This is a genomic window from Hydrogenophaga sp. GW101-3F08 (assembly GCF_059424585.1).
The window spans coordinates 668,381-686,103 of the sequence record NZ_JBWKZP010000002.1 but is presented as its reverse complement, the minus strand read 5'-3'; the positions used below and the strand labels follow the sequence as shown (position 1 = coordinate 686,103).

The following is a 17,723-nucleotide window of genomic DNA, read 5'->3' as shown; positions in this document are numbered from 1 at the left end:
CATCTTCTTTTCGCCTGACCAGCCGGTGGACGCTGTCACCGGCTCACCCGCCCCCATGCAACAGCGGGTCGAGCGGGTAAGATCGCCCGCTGACGCGCACCCCTCAAACCCCCTTCGACAACGAAGGCTCCGGCGGAGAAAACCGATGAATACACAGGCACAGGGAATGGATGACCGGACATGTGACGTGCTGGTGATCGGGGGCGGCCCGGCCGGGTCCACCGTCTCCAGCATGCTGGCGGAGAAGGGCCACAAGGTGGTGTTGCTGGAAAAGGCCCACCATCCCCGCTTCCACATCGGGGAATCGCTGCTGCCGGCCAACCTGCCCCTGTTTGAAAAAATGGGCATCGCCGACGAGATCAAGGCCATCGGCATGCACAAGCCCGGCGCCGAGTTCGTCTCGCCCCATCACGACTGGAAACAGACGTTTCATTTTGCTGACGCCTGGGACAAGTCCATGCCGCACGCCTACCAGGTCAAGCGCGCGGAGTTCGATGAAATCCTGATCCGCAACGCCGCCCGCAAAGGGGTGGACGTGCACGAAGGCTGCAAGGTGACGGCGGTCGATTTCCAGAACGACGAGGCTTCGACCGTGCACGCCCAGTACGAGGATGGCCGCGAGGTCGAATGGCACCCGCGCTTCGTGGTGGACGCCTCGGGCCGCGACACATTCCTGGCCAACCGCTTCAAGATCAAGCAGCGCAACCCCAAGCACAACAGCTCGGCGGTGTACGGCCACTTCAGCCACGCCAAGCGCAACGAAGGTTCGGCCGAAGGCAACATCACCATCTTCTGGTTCGAACACGGCTGGTTCTGGTTCATCCCCATGACCAACGACACCACCAGCGTGGGCATGGTGACCTGGCCGTACTACATGAAGACCCGGGGCCAGCGCAGCCTGCAGCAGTTCATGATGGACAACATCGCGCAGACCCCCGAGCTGGCCGCCCGGCTGGGCGAGGCCACGCTGATCAACAAGGTGGAAGCGACCGGGAATTTTTCCTATGTGTCGCAGAGCAACCATGGCAAGAACCACCTGCTGCTGGGAGACGCCTACGCCTTCATCGACCCGGTGTTTTCGTCCGGCGTGTGGCTGGCGATGCACAGCGGGGTGATCGGCGCCGAGACCATCGACACCTGCCTCAGGCGCCCGGCCCAGGCGCGCGCCGCCCTGAAGGAGTTCGACCGCGTGATGCGACACGGCCCCAAGGCTTTCTCCTGGTTCATCTACCGCGTGACGAACCCCATCATGCGCGACTTCTTCATGGAACCGAGCAACATCTTCCGCTTCAAGGAAGCGCTGCTGTCGGTGCTGGCGGGCGACGTGTTCGGCAAGACCCCCATCTGGCGCGCGGTTTTTTTCTTCAAGGCGATGTACTACGCCGCCAACGTCCTGCAACCCCGCCGCGCCTTCCAGGCCTGGCAGCGCCGCCGGGCCAACATCCGCGCGGTGGAAGACCCCAGCCTGTACAACGCATGACACGCCCCCAGCACACGCCGGCCTTCGGGCCGCGCACCCGCCCGAAAGCTGCACTGGCCTGCGCGGCCCTGGTTTGCGTGGGCGCTTCGACCGCCCTGGCTGCGGAGGAAAAACCGCTCTGGGAGGCGGGCATGGGCGTGGCGGTCGTGAGCTTCCCCGCCTACCGGGGATCGGATCAGACCAGCCAGTTTGTGCTGCCCTCCCCGTACTTCACCTACCACGGCGAATTCCTCAAGGCCGACCGCCACGGGGTGCGCGGCCAGTTGTTCGATTCGGACCGGGTCGAGCTCACGGTGTCGGCCGCGCTGTCGCCACCCGCCACCAGCGACAAGATCCGCGCCCGCGCGGGCATGCCCGATCTGGACGCGAATGTGGAGTTCGGCCCGCGCCTCGACCTCGTGCTCTGGCAGACCGAGGGCCGCGCGCGCCTGCTCAAGCTGGAGCTGCCGCTGCGCGCCGCCTACACTCTCAACAGCCATTCCCGCAGCATCGGCGCCGTGTTCCACCCCAAGCTGAACCTGGACGTCACCGACGTGCCGGGCATGCCGGGCTGGAACCTGGGGCTGCAGGCCGGGCCGTTGTATGGCGACCGGCGCCAGCACGCCTATTTCTACGGCGTCGATGCGCCCTATGCCACGGCCGATCGCCCCGCTTACCAGGCCCGCGCCGGGTTTGCCGGCATGCAGTACCTGCTGGCGCTGTCCAAGCGCTACCCGCGCCACTGGGTCGGTGCGTTCCTGCGCTACGACAACCTGGGCGGGGCGAGCTTCGAGGACAGCCCGCTGGTGCGCAGCAAGCACTACGTCGCCGGCGGTGTGGCGGTGTCGTGGATCTTCGGCGAGTCGTCCACCCGTGTGCCGGTCGATGACTGAGCGGAGCCTGCGACGCAACCCCCTGTGGATCGCCTACGAGCATGTGGCCATGCTCATCGGTCTGGGCACTCTGGCGGCGCTCTGCCTGAGCTGGCTGCCTTTCGCCATGCTGTTGCACCCGGTGCTGCCGCGCGGACTCGGGCAGACCCTGGGACGGCGCGTCATCACCATCGGCTTTCGCCTCTACCTGCACGTCCTCGGTGGGCTGTGTGCCTGCCGCTTCGACCTCTCCGAGCTCGAACACCTGCACCGGGAAGGCCCAATGATCATCGCGGCCAACCACCCCTCTCTGCTCGACGCGGTACTGATCGTCTCGCGCCTGCCCAACGCCATCTGTGTGATGAAAGCCAGCCTGATGGACAACGTGCTGTTCGGCTCGGCCGCGCGCCTGGCCCGCTACATCCGCAACGACGGCGCGCTGCAGATCATCCGGCAAAGCCGAGCGGGGCTGGAAGAAGGCGCCCAGGTGCTGCTGTTCCCGGAAGGTAGTCGCACCCGGAACTTCCCGGTCGACCCCTTCACCCCGACGCTGGGCATGATCGCTCGGCGCTCGGGCGTGCCCGTACAGACCCTGCTGATCGAATATTCCACCCCCTACCTGGGCAAGGCCTGGCCACTGTTTCGCCGCCCCGAGCTGCCCCTGCACTGCCGCGTGCGCCTGGGCCGGCGCTTCCCGGCGCCCCTCGACTACGCGGCCTTCACCCACGAGCTGGAAGCCTATTTCCGCAACGAGTCCAGCCTGCACGGGTCCGCCCGTTTCACCCACGATGAATGACGCCCCGACACCCCCGTCCAGCAGCACCCACCTGGTGCTGATCCCCAGTTACAACCCCGGCGTCGGGGTGCTGGAAACGGTCCGGCTTGCCCGCGCGCAATGGACCCCGGTCTGGGTGGTCGTGGACGGCAGCACCGACGGCACGGCCCAGCAGCTGCAGGACATGGCCACCGGCGACGAGGGCCTGCGGGTCATCGTGCTGCCGGAAAACCGGGGCAAGGGCGCGGCCGTGCTCGAAGGCATTTCGCAGGCGGCCCGGTCCGGCTTCACCCACGCGCTCACCATGGATTCCGACGGCCAACACCCGGCCGACCTGATTCCGGCCTTCATGCAGGCCTCGCAACACCAACCCGGCGCAATGGTGCTGGGCAAACCGGTGTTCGGCCCCGAGGCGCCGGCGCTGCGCGTCAACGGCCGCAAGGTGTCCAACGGCTGGGCCAACCTGGAGACCCTGTGGATGGGCATCGGCGACTCGCTGTACGGTTTTCGCGTCTACCCGATCGCCCCGCTCATGACCATCATGCAGGGCCACCGCTTCATGCGCCGCTTCGACTTCGACCCCGAGGCCGTCGTGCGGCTGTGCTGGGCCGGTGTGCGGCCCATCAACATCGACGCGCCGGTGCGCTACCTCTCGGCCGAAGAAGGCGGCGTGTCGCACTTCAAATACCTGCGCGACAACACCCTGCTGACCTGGATGCACACCCGGCTCTTCCTGGGGTTCGTGTTGCGTCTGCCCCTGCTGATCTGGCGCCGCCTGAGCGCCTCTGGACATTGACATGACACCCACCCCACCGCGCACCGCCGCGCTGAAATCCGACCCGCGCCTGAACCCCTATTTCCGCAGCGAGGACGAGCGCCGCAGCGTCACCCGCGCCATGTTCGACCAGGCCGCGCCCGGCTACGACAACGCCGAGGCGCTCACCGCGCTGGGCAGCGGCGCCTGGTACCGGCGCGAGGTGCTGGTGCGCAACGGCCTGCAGCCCGGCATGACCCTGCTGGACGTGGCCGCCGGCACCGGCCTGGTCACCGTGGCGGGCCACGAACTGGTCGGGCCCGAAGGGCGCGTGCTGGCGCTCGACCCCTCGCCCGGCATGCTGGCCGAGCTGCGCAAGAAGGTGGATGTCGAGACCATCGAGGCCTACGCCGAGTCCATTCCCCTGCCCGACGCGCAGGTGGACTTCGTCTCCATGGGCTACGCCCTGCGCCACGTGGGCGACCTCGACCGGGCCTTCGCCGAATACCTGCGCGTGCTGCGCCCGGGCGGCAAGGTCTGCATCATGGAAATCAGCCGTCCCCGCAGCCGGATCGCGCGCGGCCTGCTGCACTTCCACATCGCGGTGGTGGTGCCGGTGCTGGCCCGCCTGACGCGCCGGCATGCCGACGTGAAACGGCTGTGGGAGTACTACGGCGACACCATCGAGGCGGCGATCGAGCCCGAACGCATCCTGGAGGCCCTGCGCCGGGCCGGGTTCCAGGACGTGGACTGCCGCATCAGTCTGGGCGTGTTCCGCGAATACACAGGAGGCAAAAAATGAGCACCACCGAGGTTTTCCTGATCGCCATGGCGATCATCTTCACCGTGCCCTGGCTGATCTGGCGCCTGGGCCGCACCGACCACTACGCGCCGCTGGTGGTGGTGCAGATCATCACCGGCATCCTGCTCGGGCCCGGTGTGCTGGGCAAGTGGTTTCCGGCCTACTACGACTTCGTCTTCACCCCCAGCGTGATCCAGCTGCTCAACGGCCTGGCCTGGTGGTCGGTGATGTTGTTCGTGATGATCGCCGGTGTGGAGCTCGACCTGAAGAAGGCCTGGGAGCACCGGCGCGAGAGCAGCATCACGGCCGGCCTGGCGTTGGGCGCGCCCCTGCTTCTGGGCTGCGCCGCGGCGGCGGTGATGCTCGGGTTTGACGGCTGGATGGGCGCGCAAGCCATGTCCTGGCAGTTCGTGCTTGGCATCGGCATGGCCTGCGCGGTGACGGCGCTGCCGATCCTGATCCTGCTGATGGAAAAGCTCGACATCCTGCGCCAGCCCCTGGGGCAGCGCATCCTGCGCTATGCGAGCCTGGACGACATCGCGATCTGGGGCGTGCTGGCCCTGATCCTGATGGACTGGGGCCGGATCGGCAAACAGGTCGCCTTCCTGCTCGCCTTCGTGGTGCTCAGCCTGGCCTATCGCAAACTCATGGCCTGGCTGCCCGAGCGCGACCGCTGGTACATGGCCCTGATCTGGCTGGCCGTGTGCGGGCTGGGCGCCGACTGGGCCGGCCTGCATTACATGGTGGGTGCGTTCCTCGCGGGCGCCGTGATGGACGCGCACTGGTTCGACCAGGACAAGCTCGACCAGCTTCGCCACCACGTGCTGCTGGTGATGATGCCGGTGTTCTTCCTCTCCACCGGCCTGCGCACCAACTGGGCGGTGGGCGGCACGGCGGTGTTCGCGGCCGCCGGGCTGCTGCTGGTGGCCTCGGTGGTGGGCAAGCTGCTCGGGGTGCGGCTGGCGGCCTACGTGCTGCGCTGGTCGCCCGGCGAGGCGTCCATCATCGGCTGGCTGCTGCAGACCAAGGCGCTGATCATGATCATCTTCGCCAACATCCTGCTGGACAAGCAGATCATCACCAACGCGGCGTTCACCGCCCTGCTGCTGATGGCGGTGGCCAGCACCATGCTGACCGTACCCATGGTCAAACCGCTGATGCACCGCGCCGCGCAGCGCTTCCAGGCCGGCTTGGTGTCCAAGTGACCCCCGGGCGCGGGGTCGGATCGCCTTTCAGGCCCCGCCACAGCCCACGCGCTCGACCTGGATCGAGCCCATGACCGTGACGCCCTTGGCGTCGTTGTCCGCGCTCATCACGGTCGCGCCGCCCGACGAGGAGGCCAGCCGCGCGCGGCAGTGCAGCTTGATGTTCATGCCGCCCATGACGTTGACCGAGGCCCGCAGGCAGTACCAGCCATTGGGGTTCATCAGCTCGATCACCGAGCCGCCCATCACGTTCACACCGGGGTTGACCAGAATCAGCGCGGGTTGGCTGGTGACCTCCTTGTCGGCCGTATCGGAGCCGATGCCGAACACCTTCACCGAAGTCGCCAGCGTGCGGTAGGTCGGGCGGGTGCCGAACGGGTGGGCGCCCCAGGCCTTCAGACAGGCCTGCACCGGGGCGTCGTCCTCTGACGGGGTTGGCACGGCGGGCTGCGTCGCAACGGGCGGCTGCGCGGCCTGTGCGGGCGCTTGCGTGGACCCACTCTGTGCGTGCACCGCGGGCGAACCCGCAAGGGCTGCGACACACAGACAGGCCAGGTAACGGTTCAGAGTGGGCAACATGGCGTTCTCCTTCGGCAATGGCCGCTCGTTCACAAGCGGCAGGGGTCGGACAAGCATGCGCGCCCCGGGGCGTTCACACGCCGCCGGCCGGCGCTCAAAACAGCGCTTCAGATCATCGCACCATTGATGGAGATCACCTGTCCCGAAATGTAGGCCGCGCGGTCCGAGGCCAGGAAGGCCACCAAGTCCGCCACCTCTTCCGGGCGGCCCACACGCTGCATGGGCACGAGCTTCTTGACGGCATCGGCGTCGAAACTGCCGTCGATCATGCCGGTGGCGATCAGGCCGGGCGCGACCGCGTTCACCGTGACGCCGCGGCTGGCCAGCTCCAGCGCCAGCGACTTGCTCGCCGCGTGCAGCGCGCCCTTGGCGGCCGAGTAGTTGACCTGGCCTCGGTTGCCCGCGATCGCGGCCACCGACGAGATGCTGACGATGCGGCCCCAGCGCGTGCGCATCATGGGCATGGTCAGCGGTTGCGTGACGTTGAAAAAACCGTTGAGCGACACGTCCAGCACGCGGTCCCATTGCTCACCGCTCATGCCCGGGAACACCGCGTCGTCGTGGATGCCGGCGTTGTTGACCAGGATCTGGATCGCACCCTCTTCCACCAGACGCTCCAGCGCCGCCGCCGTGGCCTGGCGGTCGGTGACGTCGAACGCCACCGCCTGCGCGCTGCCACCCGCGGCCTGTATCTGCGCGACCAGCGCCTGCGCTTTTTCCAGGCCGCGGTTGGCGTGCACGATGACGTGGTGGCCGTCGGCGGCCAGCCTGCTGCAAATGGCGGCGCCGATGCCACCGCTGCCACCTGTGACCAGGGCTCGCTTCATGGGGGTTGTTTCCTTCAAAGGGCTTGGGCGTCGAGCACCACGGACGCCCGGCCGTCGAGCAGACAGCGGCCTTCGTGGAGCACCTGAAAACGGTAGAGGATGAGCGTGGCGTCACCGCTGAGGCGCTCGGCCCGCACCTCCAGCGCGCCGGCCAGATCGTCCAGCCGCACCACGTGCATCTGCACGCCGCGCACGCTGGTGAGGTAACCCAGGCGCGGGGGCTGCGCCGCCGGCGCCAGCAGCACGCCGTACACGGCCATGGCCTGCGCGGCGTATTCGATGCCCGCCGCGATGCCCAGCCGGCCGTCGGCGCGCAGCGGGTGGTCGGCGGCGGTGTGGCTGTCGGCGCGGCACACGATGGTGGTGTCCGACCAGTCCAGCACCGCGTCGAGCAGGCACATGCGGCCCTGGTGCGGGATGTGGGCGGCGATCCAGTCGTGGTCTAACACGGCCGCAGGTCCACCATCAGTTGCATCGGGGCCAGGTAGTCCAGGCAGACCGGGCCCGCCGCCCCGGTGGCCAGACGCTGCAGCAGCGGCAAGGCCCGCAGCGCGGGGACCTGCAGGCGCAGGGTCTCCAGACCGGCGTCGGCCAGCGTGTCGGCGGCTTCGGTGGTCGGTGTGACGCGTATCGAGGCCAGGGAACGTTCGCTGCGCACGGGGGACAGCAGCAGGGCCACACCACCGCAGTCGGGCGTGTCGCGCTTGCTGTGCAGCGGTTCGGGGTATTCGCTGTCGTAGGCCACCAGCAGCACCGGCTGCTGATCGCAGGCCACCTGGGCCAGCGCGTCGAGCAGGCCTGCGCCCATGCTGGCGTCGTAGGCGCAGATCACCTGGCACGGCGCCATGCTGTGGGTGGCGATGCCCCAATAGCCGGCGGCCGCGTTGTGCACCGAGTTGTGAAAGCGCGTGGGCGAGATCTGCCGGTCTTCGGTGGCCAGTTGCTCACACAGCGCATGGCAGTTGTGGCCGTCGGCCCCGGAGGCGGAGAACACCGTGGTCAGCGAGGCGACGTCGGCGCCGGCCTGCGCGGCGGCCTCCAGGCCCAGGCCCAGGCTCAGTTTGACGACACGGCTGGCGCGCCGGCGTTCGGCCGCGGGCAGCAGCGTGGGCACCGGCAACAGCGAGGCCGCGCGGACAAAGGCCTGTTCGCCGCGCAACACCTCGCGCGCCGTTGGCCAGTCCGGCAGGCCGGGTGTGATCACGCCAATGCCATCGATCCAGGCGTGCAACGGGGTGTCTGCGGGCACGTCGGTGCCGGCCGGTTGGGTGGTGTGTGCGTTCATGCGGCCACCCCCAGCACCAGGCTGCAGTTGCTGCCGCCGAAACCGAAGGAATTGGACAGCACGCGCCGCACCGGGGCGGCCACGCTGTGGGTCTGGTAGCGGATCGGCAGGGTCGGGTCCAGCACCTGCGTGCCGGGGCTGCCCGGCAGTTGGCCATCGGTCAGCGCCAGCGCGCAGACCACCGCCCCCACGGCGCCCGCCGCGCCCAGGGTGTGGCCGGTGGCGCCCTTGGTGGAGTTGCAGGGCACCCGGTCGCCAAACAGGGCCTGTATCGCCAGGCCCTCGGCGGCGTCGTTCGCCGGGGTGGCGGTGCCGTGCAGGTTGATGTAGTCCACCGCATCGGCGCCGATCCCCGCCGAACGCAGCGCGGCTTCCATGGCCATGCGGGCGCCCAGCCCTTGCGGGTGTGGCGCGGACATGTGGTACGCGTCGCTCGACTCGCCCACGCCCATGAGCAGCACCGCGCCGGGCTCGGGCCGCGGGGCACGCTCCAGCAGACCGAAGGCCGCCCCCTCCCCGATGGAGATGCCGTCGCGCGCCACATCGTAGGGCCGGCAGGGCTGGGACGAGGTCAGCTGCAGCGAGGCAAAACCGTAGAGCGTGGTGAGGCACAGGGTGTCCACGCCGCCCACGATGGCGGCGTCGATGGTGCCGAGCGCGAGCTGCCGGGCGGCGGCGGCGAACACCTTGGCGCTGGACGAACAGGCGGTGGAAATGGCCATGGCCATGCCTTCGAGCCCGAAGTAGTCGTGCGTGAATTCGGCCAGCGAAAAGGCGTTGTGCGTGTGCCGGTAGACGAAGTCGTCGGGCAAGGCGCCACTGACCGGGTCGCGGCGGCGATAGGCCAGTTCGGTCTGCAGGATGCCGGCGGTGCTGGTGCCCAGAAACACGCCGACGCGGGTGCGGCCGTGGCGGGCCACCGCCTCGCGCACGCGGTCCGCGAAGCCGTCGGTTTCGAGTCCCATCTGCGTCAGGCGGTTGTTGCGGCAGTCGTGGCTCGCCAGCGCGGCGGGCAGGCGCTGCGCGTCCACGTCGGCCACCTCGCCGATCCAGGTGTCGAGTTCAACGGTCTCGAAGCGGCAGGGTTTCAGGCCGGAGCGGTTGCTGCGCAAGGCGTCGCGTGTGGCGTCCAGCCCCCTGCCCAGGCAGGTGGTCGCGGTGAAGGCGGAGAGCAGCAAAGGCGTCACAGAGAGCTTTGAAAAGGGAAACCCCGATTTTATGGGGTCCACCCCACCACTCAGATCGGTGCACGCCACACTGGCATCGGGTTCGCCAAGGGTTTTCCCTGGCAAGCGCCGTGCCAACCGGCCCTGAAAACGCGGCGGCCTCAGGAAAGCGCGGCCTGCAGAGTGACAGGCAGAAGGTCTTGCTCGTTCAGGGTCTGCAACAGCGCGGGCAGGCTGGCCAGGATCACCGCCTGGCCATCGGGCGTGCGGGCCGAGTGCCCGTCGTGCATCAGCAGAATGTCGCCCGCGGCCAGCCCGCGGGTGAGCCGCGCCAGCACCCGCTGCGCATCGCCGGTGCGGGTGTCGTAGGGGCGCCGCGTCCAGGCCGCCAGCCGCAGGTCCAGCGCGGCCAGCACCGGCTCCAGGAACGGGTTGCGCAAACCGGCGGTGGGGCGAAAGAACAACGGGGCCTGCCCGGTGATGTCGGCCAGCGTGGCCTGCGCCGCCGCGATGTCGGCCCGCATGCGCGCCGGCCCGAACACCGAGAACGCGTTGGAATGGCTGTCACCGTGGTTTTCCACGCGGTGGCCGCGCGCCACGATCTCGCGGCACACGCCCGGGTATTGCCGGGCGCGCCGGCCGATGCAGAAGAAACTGGCCTTCGCCTGCGCGGCGTCCAGCAGGTCGAGCACGCGCGGCGTGACCTCGGGATCGGGCCCGTCGTCGATGGTCAGGGCGATTTCGCGCCGCGCCACCGCGCCAGCCGGCAAACGGGTGATGTTGGGCCCGAGCAGCGTGCAGCGCGGCAACAGACCGGCGGTGGACAGGACCGCGTGGTTGGCCAGCAGCGCGCCCAGCGCCCAGGGCCAGGCGGCGGGCACGGCCAGCGTGCCCAGCGCTGCGGCGCCGTGCACCACCAGGCTGGCTTTCAGTGTGGGTGAAGCGGTCCAGGGTCGGGGCATGGGTCAGGCGGGGAAATGGCTGCGGTCGAGGAAGTCTGCCCACAACGCGCGCCAGACCGGCCAGTCGTGGCCGCCGGCCGGGGTGCAGGTGGTGGCGCCGGGCAGGCGCCCGGCCATCTGGTGCATGCCGTCGGCAAACCGGTCTTGCAGGCCATAGCCGAAATACACCGGCACGTCGATCTCGGGCTTCTTGAGCCAGCGCCAGGCGCGGAACTCCGGGTCTTCCAGCTGTTCGTTGCTGGGCTGCCAGGCGTCGAGCCCGCCGGCGCGCGCGATCGTGTTGGTGGTGATGCGGCTGCCTGGGTACGGCGACAACAGGCACAACCCGTCCACCCGGCCCGCGCTTTCGGCCTGGTGGCACAGGGCGAGCAACCCGCCCAGGGAAATGCCGCCCAGCCAGACGCGCTGGTAGCGCTCACGCGCCGGGGCCAGCACGCCGTTTTCCAGCCGGTCCATGGCCGAGTGGCCACACGCGGCTTCGTGCCGCAGGTCCATCACCAGCAGATCCAGCGCCAGACCGCGTTGGCGCACGGCGTCAAAAAGGCCGGCGTCCACGATCTCCTGCGGCCGCATCTGGGCGCCGGGCAGCAGCACCATCAGGGTCGATGCGCCGCGGTGAAGGTGCAGAGCGCCGTCCACCCTTACCTCGCCCGTGCCGGGTACACCAGCACCGCCGACAACAGGATCGCCAGCAGGGCACCCGGCCCCACCGTGACCCCGACGGCATTGAGCACCGGCACGCTGGACAGCGCCAGCGCACCGAAACCGATCACGGTGGTCAGGGCGGCCACGACCATGGACAACAGGATTTCCGCGTCCAGCGGTTCGCCAGCGGCCGCACGGTCGAAGAACAGCGCGTAGTTGGAGCCCACCGCCACGATCAGCAGCATGCCGACCAGGTGCAGCAGGTGCAGGCGCTCGCCGATCAGGTGCAGCCCCGCGATCACGATCGCCACCGTCAGCACCAGCGTGAGCAGCACCCGCGCCAGCCGCCGCGCGGAGCGCAAGCTGAACGCCAGCAGGCCCACGATGGCCACGAAACCGGCCAGCGACAGGCTCACCGCCTCGCTCAGGTAACCCTGGTAGAGCGTGTCGAATTCGGACTTCATGTCCACGAACACGGCCCCGCTGCCCGCCAGCGCGGCACGCACCTGCTCCACCGGCAGCTCGCCGTCCTGCGCCTCGCTCGACGGGCGCAGCGGCAGCATCGCGTTCCAGCCGTCCGGCCCCTGCGAGAGCAGGGAGTCGACCGCCAGCGCGAGGTCCGTGCCGTCCAGGTCCTTGCGCTGCAGAACGCCGCCGCGCCGCGCCGCCTCGACGTCTTCGATGAAGCCCCCGAGCTTGCCCGCGGACAGCGGTGAATCGCTCAACGCCTGCGACACCCGCGTCTGCAGCTCGCTGGCCGAAGGCAGGCTGGCCAGCCGCGCGGTCTGGCGCTGCACGCTGGGCAGAAAACGCGCCGGGCTGTCGTAGCCGCCGATGCGGCCATCGGCCACCAGCCGGTCGAGCTGCTCGCCGGCGCGCTCGGCGGCCTGCAAGGCGCTTTCCTGATCGGGCGCGGTCACGGTGACCATGTAGCGCGCGTCGGGCGCGCCCAGGTCGGAGCGCAAGCGTCCGTCGTTGGCCGCGTCCACCTGGTTGACGGTGGACAGCGCCGACAGGTTGGAATCCCAGAGCCCGTCGCGCTCGACGAACAGAAAAACGCAGGCCGCCAGGGCCAGCAGCGCCACCGGCAGACGCAGCCGGTGCGCCTGGCCCAACGCCGCGAAAAGCCCGTTCACGAAACGCCCCGGCACCGGCACGCGCACATGCCCGCCCGCCAGCGTGGGCAGGACAAAGCGGGTGACCAACGCGGCGGTGACCACGCCGGACAGGGCGTACAGCCCCAGTTGCGCCAGGCCCGGGAAGCCCGAGAACAGCAGCGCGCCAAAACCGAGCGCCGAGGTCAACACACCCAGCCGGATCGTGGGCCAGAACACCTCGCGCCAGCTCTTGAGCCCCTGGCGGCCGGACTGCACGAAAAAGTAGATGGCGTAGTCCACCGCTTCGCCGATCAGGGCCGAGCCAAAACCCACGGTGATGCCGAAGACCGTGCCGTGCACCAGACTCACCACCACCACCCCGGCCAGCGCGCCGCTGGCCATCGGCAGCAGGCTCAGCGCGAGCAGGCGCCCCGAGCGGTACACCGCCAGCAGCACCACGATGATGCCCAGGCTGCTCAACAGGAACAGGCGCGACACCTCGGCCTTGATGGTTGCACGCGACTTCACGGCGAACTGACCCGGCCCGGACAGGCTCAGCGTCAGCCCGCTCGCGCCGGCCTCCCCGGCGACGCGGGCGAAGGTGTCCTTCACCTGGGCGATGGCCGCTTCCTGGCCATCGGTGTCGGAGCCCAGCGCCCGCGTCTGCAGCAGCAGCATGGCGCGCTCACCGTCGCGCGAAGCCCAGACCCCGGCCCGGGTCTCGGGCTGGTCACCGGGGTTGAGCTGGTCCAGCACGGCCAGCAGCTCGCCCGTCGGGTCGCGCGTCAGATAGGGTTTGAACAGCATGCCCACGGGCGAGGCGAGCGTGTCGATGGCGTTGCCCACGGCGGCCCGCAGACCCTCGACCGTGAAGCGCTCCGGCGTCACCGCTGGGCTCAGCTGGTAGCGGTAGCGCACCAGGAAGTCGCGCTCGGCCCCCAGGCCTTCGATTTCACCGTTCTGGACCGAGACAAACCCGGGCTGGCCCGCAAGCTGGCTGCGCAGTGCGCGCGACACCTTGGCCCGCGCCGCGGCGTCGCCCCCTTCGATGGCCACCATCAACAGGCGGGACACCGTGCCGTCCTTGAGCTGGCCGACCAGCACCTTCTGCTCGGCGCTCGGCTTGGAGGGCAGGAAAAACGACATGTCGGCCGAGAAATGGCTGTTCCAGACCACCGCAGCCCCAGCGGCCATGGCCAGCAGCCACAGACCAAAAACACGCAGCGCAGAACTCATTGCGCTTCGATCGGTTCAATCGTGAGTTCGGAGCGGTCGCCATCGGTCTGCAGGTACTCGATCTTGCGCACCTGGCTCTGGGTCCCGCTGACGGTGATGCGTTGGAGCAAGGCGGCGATGCCCTGTTCGCTGGGCACCAGCACCAGCACCCACTGGCGGCTGTCGCCCGAGAGCTGCAGCGCGTAGTTCTGCTCCAGCGAGCGCCGGTTGCCCGAGAGCGTGCTGCGGATGCTGTCGACAAAAGCCAGCGCTTCGGGCCGGCTGGCCAGGTTGATCGTCATGCGGCGCTTGTCGCGCTCCAGGATGAGCCGGTCCCCGTCGAGCACCATGGTTTCGGGCTTGGGCAACAGGGTGTGCTTTTCCAGCCGGTCGGGCGGGGTGTAGCTCATCTCGCCCGAGGCCAGCAGGGGCTTGTCCAGCAGCGCCACGAAACGCTTTTCAACGAAGCGCACCCGCCCGCCCTTGTTCTGGGCCAGCTCGGCCATCAGCTGCTGCACGTCGTAGGCGGCGTGTGCCAGCCCCGTCAGGCCCAGCAGTGCCACACCGAAAAACCACCGTTTGATCATTTTTTCTGCCAGAAATCGAAGAAGTTGAACCAGTTGTAAGGGGCCTGCCGGCAGAACCGCGTGAGCAGATCGGCGTAGCGCCGCACCGCTTGCTCAATGGCTGGATCACGTTCGCCGCGCGAAGTTTCGGAGAAATCGGCCAGAGGTTCCAGGTGGATCTGGTAGCGATTGCCCCCCAGGTACAGCCCGGTCATGAAAAACACCGGTCGGCGCAACATCGCCGCCATGCGCCAGGGCCCCAGTGGAAACGCGGCCGGCTCGCCGAGAAAGGGCACCTCCAGCTGGGCATCGCCCCCGAGCGAGCGGTCCGCCAGTACGCCCACCAGATACCCGTCGTCCAGCTTGTCGCGGACTTCCAGCAGGGATTCAGGGCGACCGAGGCGGATGATATCTTGCACCGCCTTGGGGTTGATCGCGGCCAGCGCGGCATTGATCTTGCGCGCGTTTTCCTCGTACATCAGCATGGCCACGTGCAGCCCGGTGTGGCTGCGCCCCACCGAGCGCAACACCTCGAAGCTGCCCAGGTGCGCCCCGACCAGCAGGGCGCCTTTCTGCTGGAGCAAGGCCTGGTCCAGGTGGTGGGCGCCAGACACCTCGATGTCGAACGCGTCGAAGCGGTCGTTGAGCAGGTACACCCGGTCGTGGATGGTGCTGGCGAAGCTGAAGACGTGGCGGTAGCCGTCGCGCCAGCGCGCGGGCCGCCCGAGCGCGCGCGCCAGGTAGGCCTGGCTGGCCCGGCGCGCCTGGGGTGAAAAGAGGGAGAAATAGAGCGCGATGCCGTGCAGCACCAGGCGGCCCAGGCCGCGGCCGAAGGTCAGTGAAATCCAGACCATCAGCTTGAGGATGGCGGTGTTGCTGCGCTCCTGCTGACGCATCCACCCGGGTCGGACGCGGGCGGTCATTGGGAGGGTGGCACCAGGCTGCCGGAAGCGACGGCACGGCCCTCGCAGCTCACCCGAAAGGCGATGGAGCCGCGCGCCGACACCTCCAGCGTGAAATGCAGTTCTTCCCCCGGCCCGCAGGGGCTGAGGAACTTGGCCTGGTCCACCCGCCATCCCTCGACAGGCCCGCCCTGCAGGCCCTGGGCCAGCAGGATCGCGTGGTCGAGCAACACGACACCCGGGACGATGGGGCGCGCCGGAAAATGCCCGGCAAAGGCGGGGTGGTCCGTCGGGACGCGCCAGACGGACTCAGCGCTGCCCATCGGACACCCGGCTCTGGTAGAGCGCCTGCAGGCCGCTGCGCGGCAGTTTGCCGGTGCTGTTGCGCGGCAGACCGTCCACCAGCACCAGCGGCCGCGGCATGAAGATGGCGTCGATGCGCTGGCGCAGCGCGGCCACCAGATCGGCACGCGCCAGCCCCGGCGCCACCACGAACGCGGTCAGGCGGGTCACGCCGTCGCGGGCGTCTTCGTCCGGCAGGAAGAAGGCACCGTCCTGCACCCCCTCGATCGCGCACAACTGGTGGTTGAGGTAGGCCAGCGAGGTGCGCTTGCCCGCGATGTTGACCAGGTCCGCATGGCGCCCGTGCAGCAGGAAGCGGCCGTCCGGCAACAGCTCGATGATGTCGGACAGCGGCACGCGCCCTTCCACATGGCCGGCCTGGGCGAAGGTGGTGTCACCCTCCTGCGCCAGCGCCACACCGGGCAGCAGCTGCCAGGCAGCACCGTCGGTGGTGCGCCGGCTGGCGAGCTGGGACGACTCCGTGGAGCCGTAGATTTCGTGCACCGGCGCGCCGCTCTGGCGTTCCGCCTGCGCGGCCAGTTCGGTGCTCAGCGGCGCGGTGGCCGACAGCCACTTGTCCACCGCCGGCAAGGCCAGGCCCGAAGACAGCAGCGCCGAAAGGTGGTACGGCGTGGTCACCAGCATGCGGGGGCCGGGCACGGCCTGCAGCGCCCCGACCACGTCCTGCGGGTAAAACGGCTTGCCACTCCAGAAACTGCAGCCCCCGTGCAGCGCCAGCAAAAAGGTGGACTCGAATCCGTAGCTGTGCTGCACCGGCACCGTGCCGATAAGCACATGCGGGGTCTGCTCCAGCCCCAGACCACGCGCCTCGGCACGGCCGTTCAACACCAGCTTGCCCCAGGTCTTGCTCTGGGGCTGCGGCAGTCCGGTGGACCCCGAGGTGAACAGGATGGCCACCACCCGGTCGGCAGCGATCATGGGCATGCGGTCCACCACGGGCCGCTCCAGCGCGGACAGATCGGGGAAGTCCAGCCTGGGCAGGTCGAGCCCGGGCGCCTCGAAGGCCCCGTCCGTCACACAGAAAACCCCGGGGTAGTCCCGCATGATCTGACGCAGCGTTTCGACCGATTGCGACGAGGGCTGCAGGCTGGTTTTGCCGGTCAGCAGACAGGCCGCGAACACCACGGCGAACCGGTACCGGTCTTCGCACAGGTTGAGCACACCGGTGCCGTCGGGCAGGCCGGCGGCCACGGCGCTGGCGTCCGACAGGAAGTCGCGGACCGTCACCGCGCCTTCGGGCCGCCAGGCCAGGATGTCGTCCAGCGCCCGGCCGCTGACCAGGGGGTATTCGCTCATGGACGGGAAGCCGGTTCGCTGCTGGCGGCCTGGCCGGTGCGCTGGCGGTAGGCGCGCACCACGCTGACGATGCTGGGCCGCTCATGCACGGGCAGCATGCGCTTTCTGACCAGGTGCTCGCCCAGGAACATCAGCGCGATCAGGGGGCCGGTGAGCAGGTTCGCATGGATCGACCAGATCTCCAGCGGCGCCCACAGGAACAGCCCGGTCGAGACCAGCGCATTGGCGAAGAAATACACCGCCCAGGCCGCGGTCACCTGCCGGGTGTAGCGGACCTTGCGCTCGGAAATCCCGTTGCCGAAAATATGCCGGGCCATGCCCGTGATCAGGGCATCGCCCGGGCCCCACAGCGTCTTGCCGAACAACACCCCCAGCGCCAGATGGCTGCCCAGGTGCTGCAGGTAGTACAGCCCGGGAACGTTGTCCCGCAGCTGGGGCCAGGCCCAGACCACGGCGGCCAGCGCCACCACCAGGCCGCCAACCAGCACGGCCAGGCTGCGCGCCTGCCACAGCAGCGCGCCCAGGGCCACGAACAGCGGCAACACCGCCACCCCCGCGTTGAAGCCGGCACTGCCCACCCCCGCGCTGCCGAGGTGCGCCGCGATCGCCCAGGCGACGAACAGCGCGCCCGTCGCGACGATGCGCCACACCTGGACCGGGGTCTGGTTCATTTGGTGCGCTGGCTGGCGATGTGCGTGCACAGGGCCCGCAAGGACGAAAAGATCTGGTCGTTGTTCTCGTTGTCCGAGCGCAACTGGAAACCAAAGCGCTTGGAGATGACCAGGGCGATCTCCAGCATGTCGATCGAGTCCAGACCCAGGCCGTCGCCGTAGAGCGGGTCGTCGGGCAGGACCTCATCGGGTCGAACGTCCAGGTTCAGGGCCTCGACGATCAGGCCCGCGACCTCGCTCATGAGGTCGTCGAAGGAAGCGGAAACAGGGGTATCAGACATG

General features: G+C 69.0%; 20 protein-coding genes. 6 read left to right on the top strand and 14 right to left on the bottom strand.

The genetic code is table 11. The annotated features are described in order from the left end of the window. Positions 1 to 166: 166 nt before the first annotated feature. From AC07YZ_RS08860 to AC07YZ_RS08835, 6 genes are read left to right on the top strand one after another with little or no spacing between them, the layout of a single operon-like run. Positions 167 to 1,480, top strand: a complete 1,314-nt coding sequence (locus tag AC07YZ_RS08860; protein WP_494794482.1) for an NAD(P)/FAD-dependent oxidoreductase — start codon at positions 167 to 169, stop codon at positions 1,478 to 1,480. Then, positions 1,477 to 2,352 (top strand): MipA/OmpV family protein, encoded by an 876-nt coding sequence (locus AC07YZ_RS08855; protein WP_226493532.1) that lies wholly within the window; start codon positions 1,477 to 1,479, stop codon positions 2,350 to 2,352. Before AC07YZ_RS08860 ends, AC07YZ_RS08855 begins: the two co-directional genes overlap by 4 nt. Further along, the gene (locus tag AC07YZ_RS08850) at positions 2,345 to 3,127 is read left to right on the top strand and encodes a lysophospholipid acyltransferase family protein (protein ID WP_494794481.1); all 783 of its coding nucleotides are present in this window, start codon (positions 2,345 to 2,347) and stop codon (positions 3,125 to 3,127) included. Before AC07YZ_RS08855 ends, AC07YZ_RS08850 begins: the two co-directional genes overlap by 8 nt. After that, positions 3,120 to 3,902: a glycosyltransferase family 2 protein gene (locus AC07YZ_RS08845; protein ID WP_494794480.1), complete on the top strand. Its 783-nt coding sequence runs from the start codon at positions 3,120 to 3,122 to the stop codon at positions 3,900 to 3,902. The genes AC07YZ_RS08850 and AC07YZ_RS08845 overlap by 8 nt, the downstream gene beginning before the upstream one ends. 1 nt (position 3,903) lies before the next feature. Then, on the top strand, positions 3,904 to 4,662 hold the full coding sequence (locus AC07YZ_RS08840; RefSeq protein ID WP_494794479.1) for a class I SAM-dependent methyltransferase: 759 nt from the start codon (positions 3,904 to 3,906) through the stop codon (positions 4,660 to 4,662). Then, the gene (locus tag AC07YZ_RS08835) at positions 4,659 to 5,867 is read left to right on the top strand and encodes a cation:proton antiporter (RefSeq protein WP_494794478.1); all 1,209 of its coding nucleotides are present in this window, start codon (positions 4,659 to 4,661) and stop codon (positions 5,865 to 5,867) included. The genes AC07YZ_RS08840 and AC07YZ_RS08835 overlap by 4 nt, the downstream gene beginning before the upstream one ends. A gap of 27 nt (positions 5,868 to 5,894) precedes the next feature. Here the strand turns inward: AC07YZ_RS08835 and AC07YZ_RS08830 are convergent, their stop codons facing one another. From AC07YZ_RS08830 to AC07YZ_RS08765, 14 genes are all read right to left on the bottom strand, one after another. Further along, positions 5,895 to 6,446 (bottom strand): hypothetical protein, encoded by a 552-nt coding sequence (locus AC07YZ_RS08830; protein ID WP_494794477.1) that lies wholly within the window; start codon positions 6,444 to 6,446, stop codon positions 5,895 to 5,897. A gap of 107 nt (positions 6,447 to 6,553) precedes the next feature. Next, positions 6,554 to 7,273 carry a 3-oxoacyl-ACP reductase FabG gene (fabG, locus tag AC07YZ_RS08825; protein ID WP_494794476.1) on the bottom strand — a complete coding sequence of 240 codons (720 nt, stop codon included), beginning with the start codon at positions 7,271 to 7,273 and terminating at the stop codon, positions 6,554 to 6,556. 14 nt (positions 7,274 to 7,287) lie between these two features. Further along, positions 7,288 to 7,722: a hotdog family protein gene (locus AC07YZ_RS08820; RefSeq protein WP_494794475.1), complete on the bottom strand. Its 435-nt coding sequence runs from the start codon at positions 7,720 to 7,722 to the stop codon at positions 7,288 to 7,290. After that, positions 7,716 to 8,558 carry a beta-ketoacyl synthase chain length factor gene (locus AC07YZ_RS08815; protein ID WP_494794474.1) on the bottom strand — a complete coding sequence of 281 codons (843 nt, stop codon included), beginning with the start codon at positions 8,556 to 8,558 and terminating at the stop codon, positions 7,716 to 7,718. The genes AC07YZ_RS08820 and AC07YZ_RS08815 overlap by 7 nt, the downstream gene beginning before the upstream one ends. Further along, on the bottom strand, positions 8,555 to 9,745 hold the full coding sequence (locus AC07YZ_RS08810) for a beta-ketoacyl-[acyl-carrier-protein] synthase family protein (protein ID WP_494794473.1): 1,191 nt from the start codon (positions 9,743 to 9,745) through the stop codon (positions 8,555 to 8,557). The genes AC07YZ_RS08815 and AC07YZ_RS08810 overlap by 4 nt, the downstream gene beginning before the upstream one ends. Positions 9,746 to 9,885: 140 nt before the next feature. After that, positions 9,886 to 10,686, bottom strand: a complete 801-nt coding sequence (locus AC07YZ_RS08805) for a polysaccharide deacetylase family protein (RefSeq protein WP_494794472.1) — start codon at positions 10,684 to 10,686, stop codon at positions 9,886 to 9,888. A 3-nt stretch (positions 10,687 to 10,689) separates the two neighbouring features. Then, positions 10,690 to 11,283, bottom strand: a complete 594-nt coding sequence (locus AC07YZ_RS08800) for an alpha/beta hydrolase (RefSeq protein ID WP_494794471.1) — start codon at positions 11,281 to 11,283, stop codon at positions 10,690 to 10,692. Between the two features lie 44 nt (positions 11,284 to 11,327). After that, positions 11,328 to 13,664: an MMPL family transporter gene (locus tag AC07YZ_RS08795; RefSeq protein WP_494794470.1), complete on the bottom strand. Its 2,337-nt coding sequence runs from the start codon at positions 13,662 to 13,664 to the stop codon at positions 11,328 to 11,330. Then, entirely contained in the window at positions 13,661 to 14,230 is a 570-nt protein-coding gene (locus AC07YZ_RS08790) for a LolA family protein (RefSeq protein WP_494794469.1), read from the bottom strand. Before AC07YZ_RS08790 ends, AC07YZ_RS08795 begins: the two co-directional genes overlap by 4 nt. After that, on the bottom strand, positions 14,227 to 15,132 hold the full coding sequence (locus AC07YZ_RS08785; RefSeq protein ID WP_494794468.1) for a lysophospholipid acyltransferase family protein: 906 nt from the start codon (positions 15,130 to 15,132) through the stop codon (positions 14,227 to 14,229). The genes AC07YZ_RS08790 and AC07YZ_RS08785 overlap by 4 nt, the downstream gene beginning before the upstream one ends. Beyond that, positions 15,129 to 15,434, bottom strand: coding sequence for a 3-hydroxyacyl-ACP dehydratase FabZ family protein (locus AC07YZ_RS08780; protein WP_494794467.1), 306 nt, complete (start codon positions 15,432 to 15,434; stop codon positions 15,129 to 15,131). The genes AC07YZ_RS08785 and AC07YZ_RS08780 overlap by 4 nt, the downstream gene beginning before the upstream one ends. After that, on the bottom strand, positions 15,421 to 16,770 hold the full coding sequence (locus AC07YZ_RS08775; RefSeq protein WP_494794466.1) for an AMP-binding protein: 1,350 nt from the start codon (positions 16,768 to 16,770) through the stop codon (positions 15,421 to 15,423). Before AC07YZ_RS08775 ends, AC07YZ_RS08780 begins: the two co-directional genes overlap by 14 nt. Continuing rightward, positions 16,767 to 17,441 (bottom strand): COG4648 family protein, encoded by a 675-nt coding sequence (locus tag AC07YZ_RS08770; RefSeq protein WP_494794465.1) that lies wholly within the window; start codon positions 17,439 to 17,441, stop codon positions 16,767 to 16,769. The genes AC07YZ_RS08775 and AC07YZ_RS08770 overlap by 4 nt, the downstream gene beginning before the upstream one ends. Then, complete coding sequence (locus AC07YZ_RS08765) at positions 17,438 to 17,722, bottom strand: phosphopantetheine-binding protein (protein ID WP_226493550.1); 285 nt, start codon at positions 17,720 to 17,722, stop codon at positions 17,438 to 17,440. The genes AC07YZ_RS08770 and AC07YZ_RS08765 overlap by 4 nt, the downstream gene beginning before the upstream one ends. Between the last annotated feature and the right edge of the window lies 1 nt (position 17,723).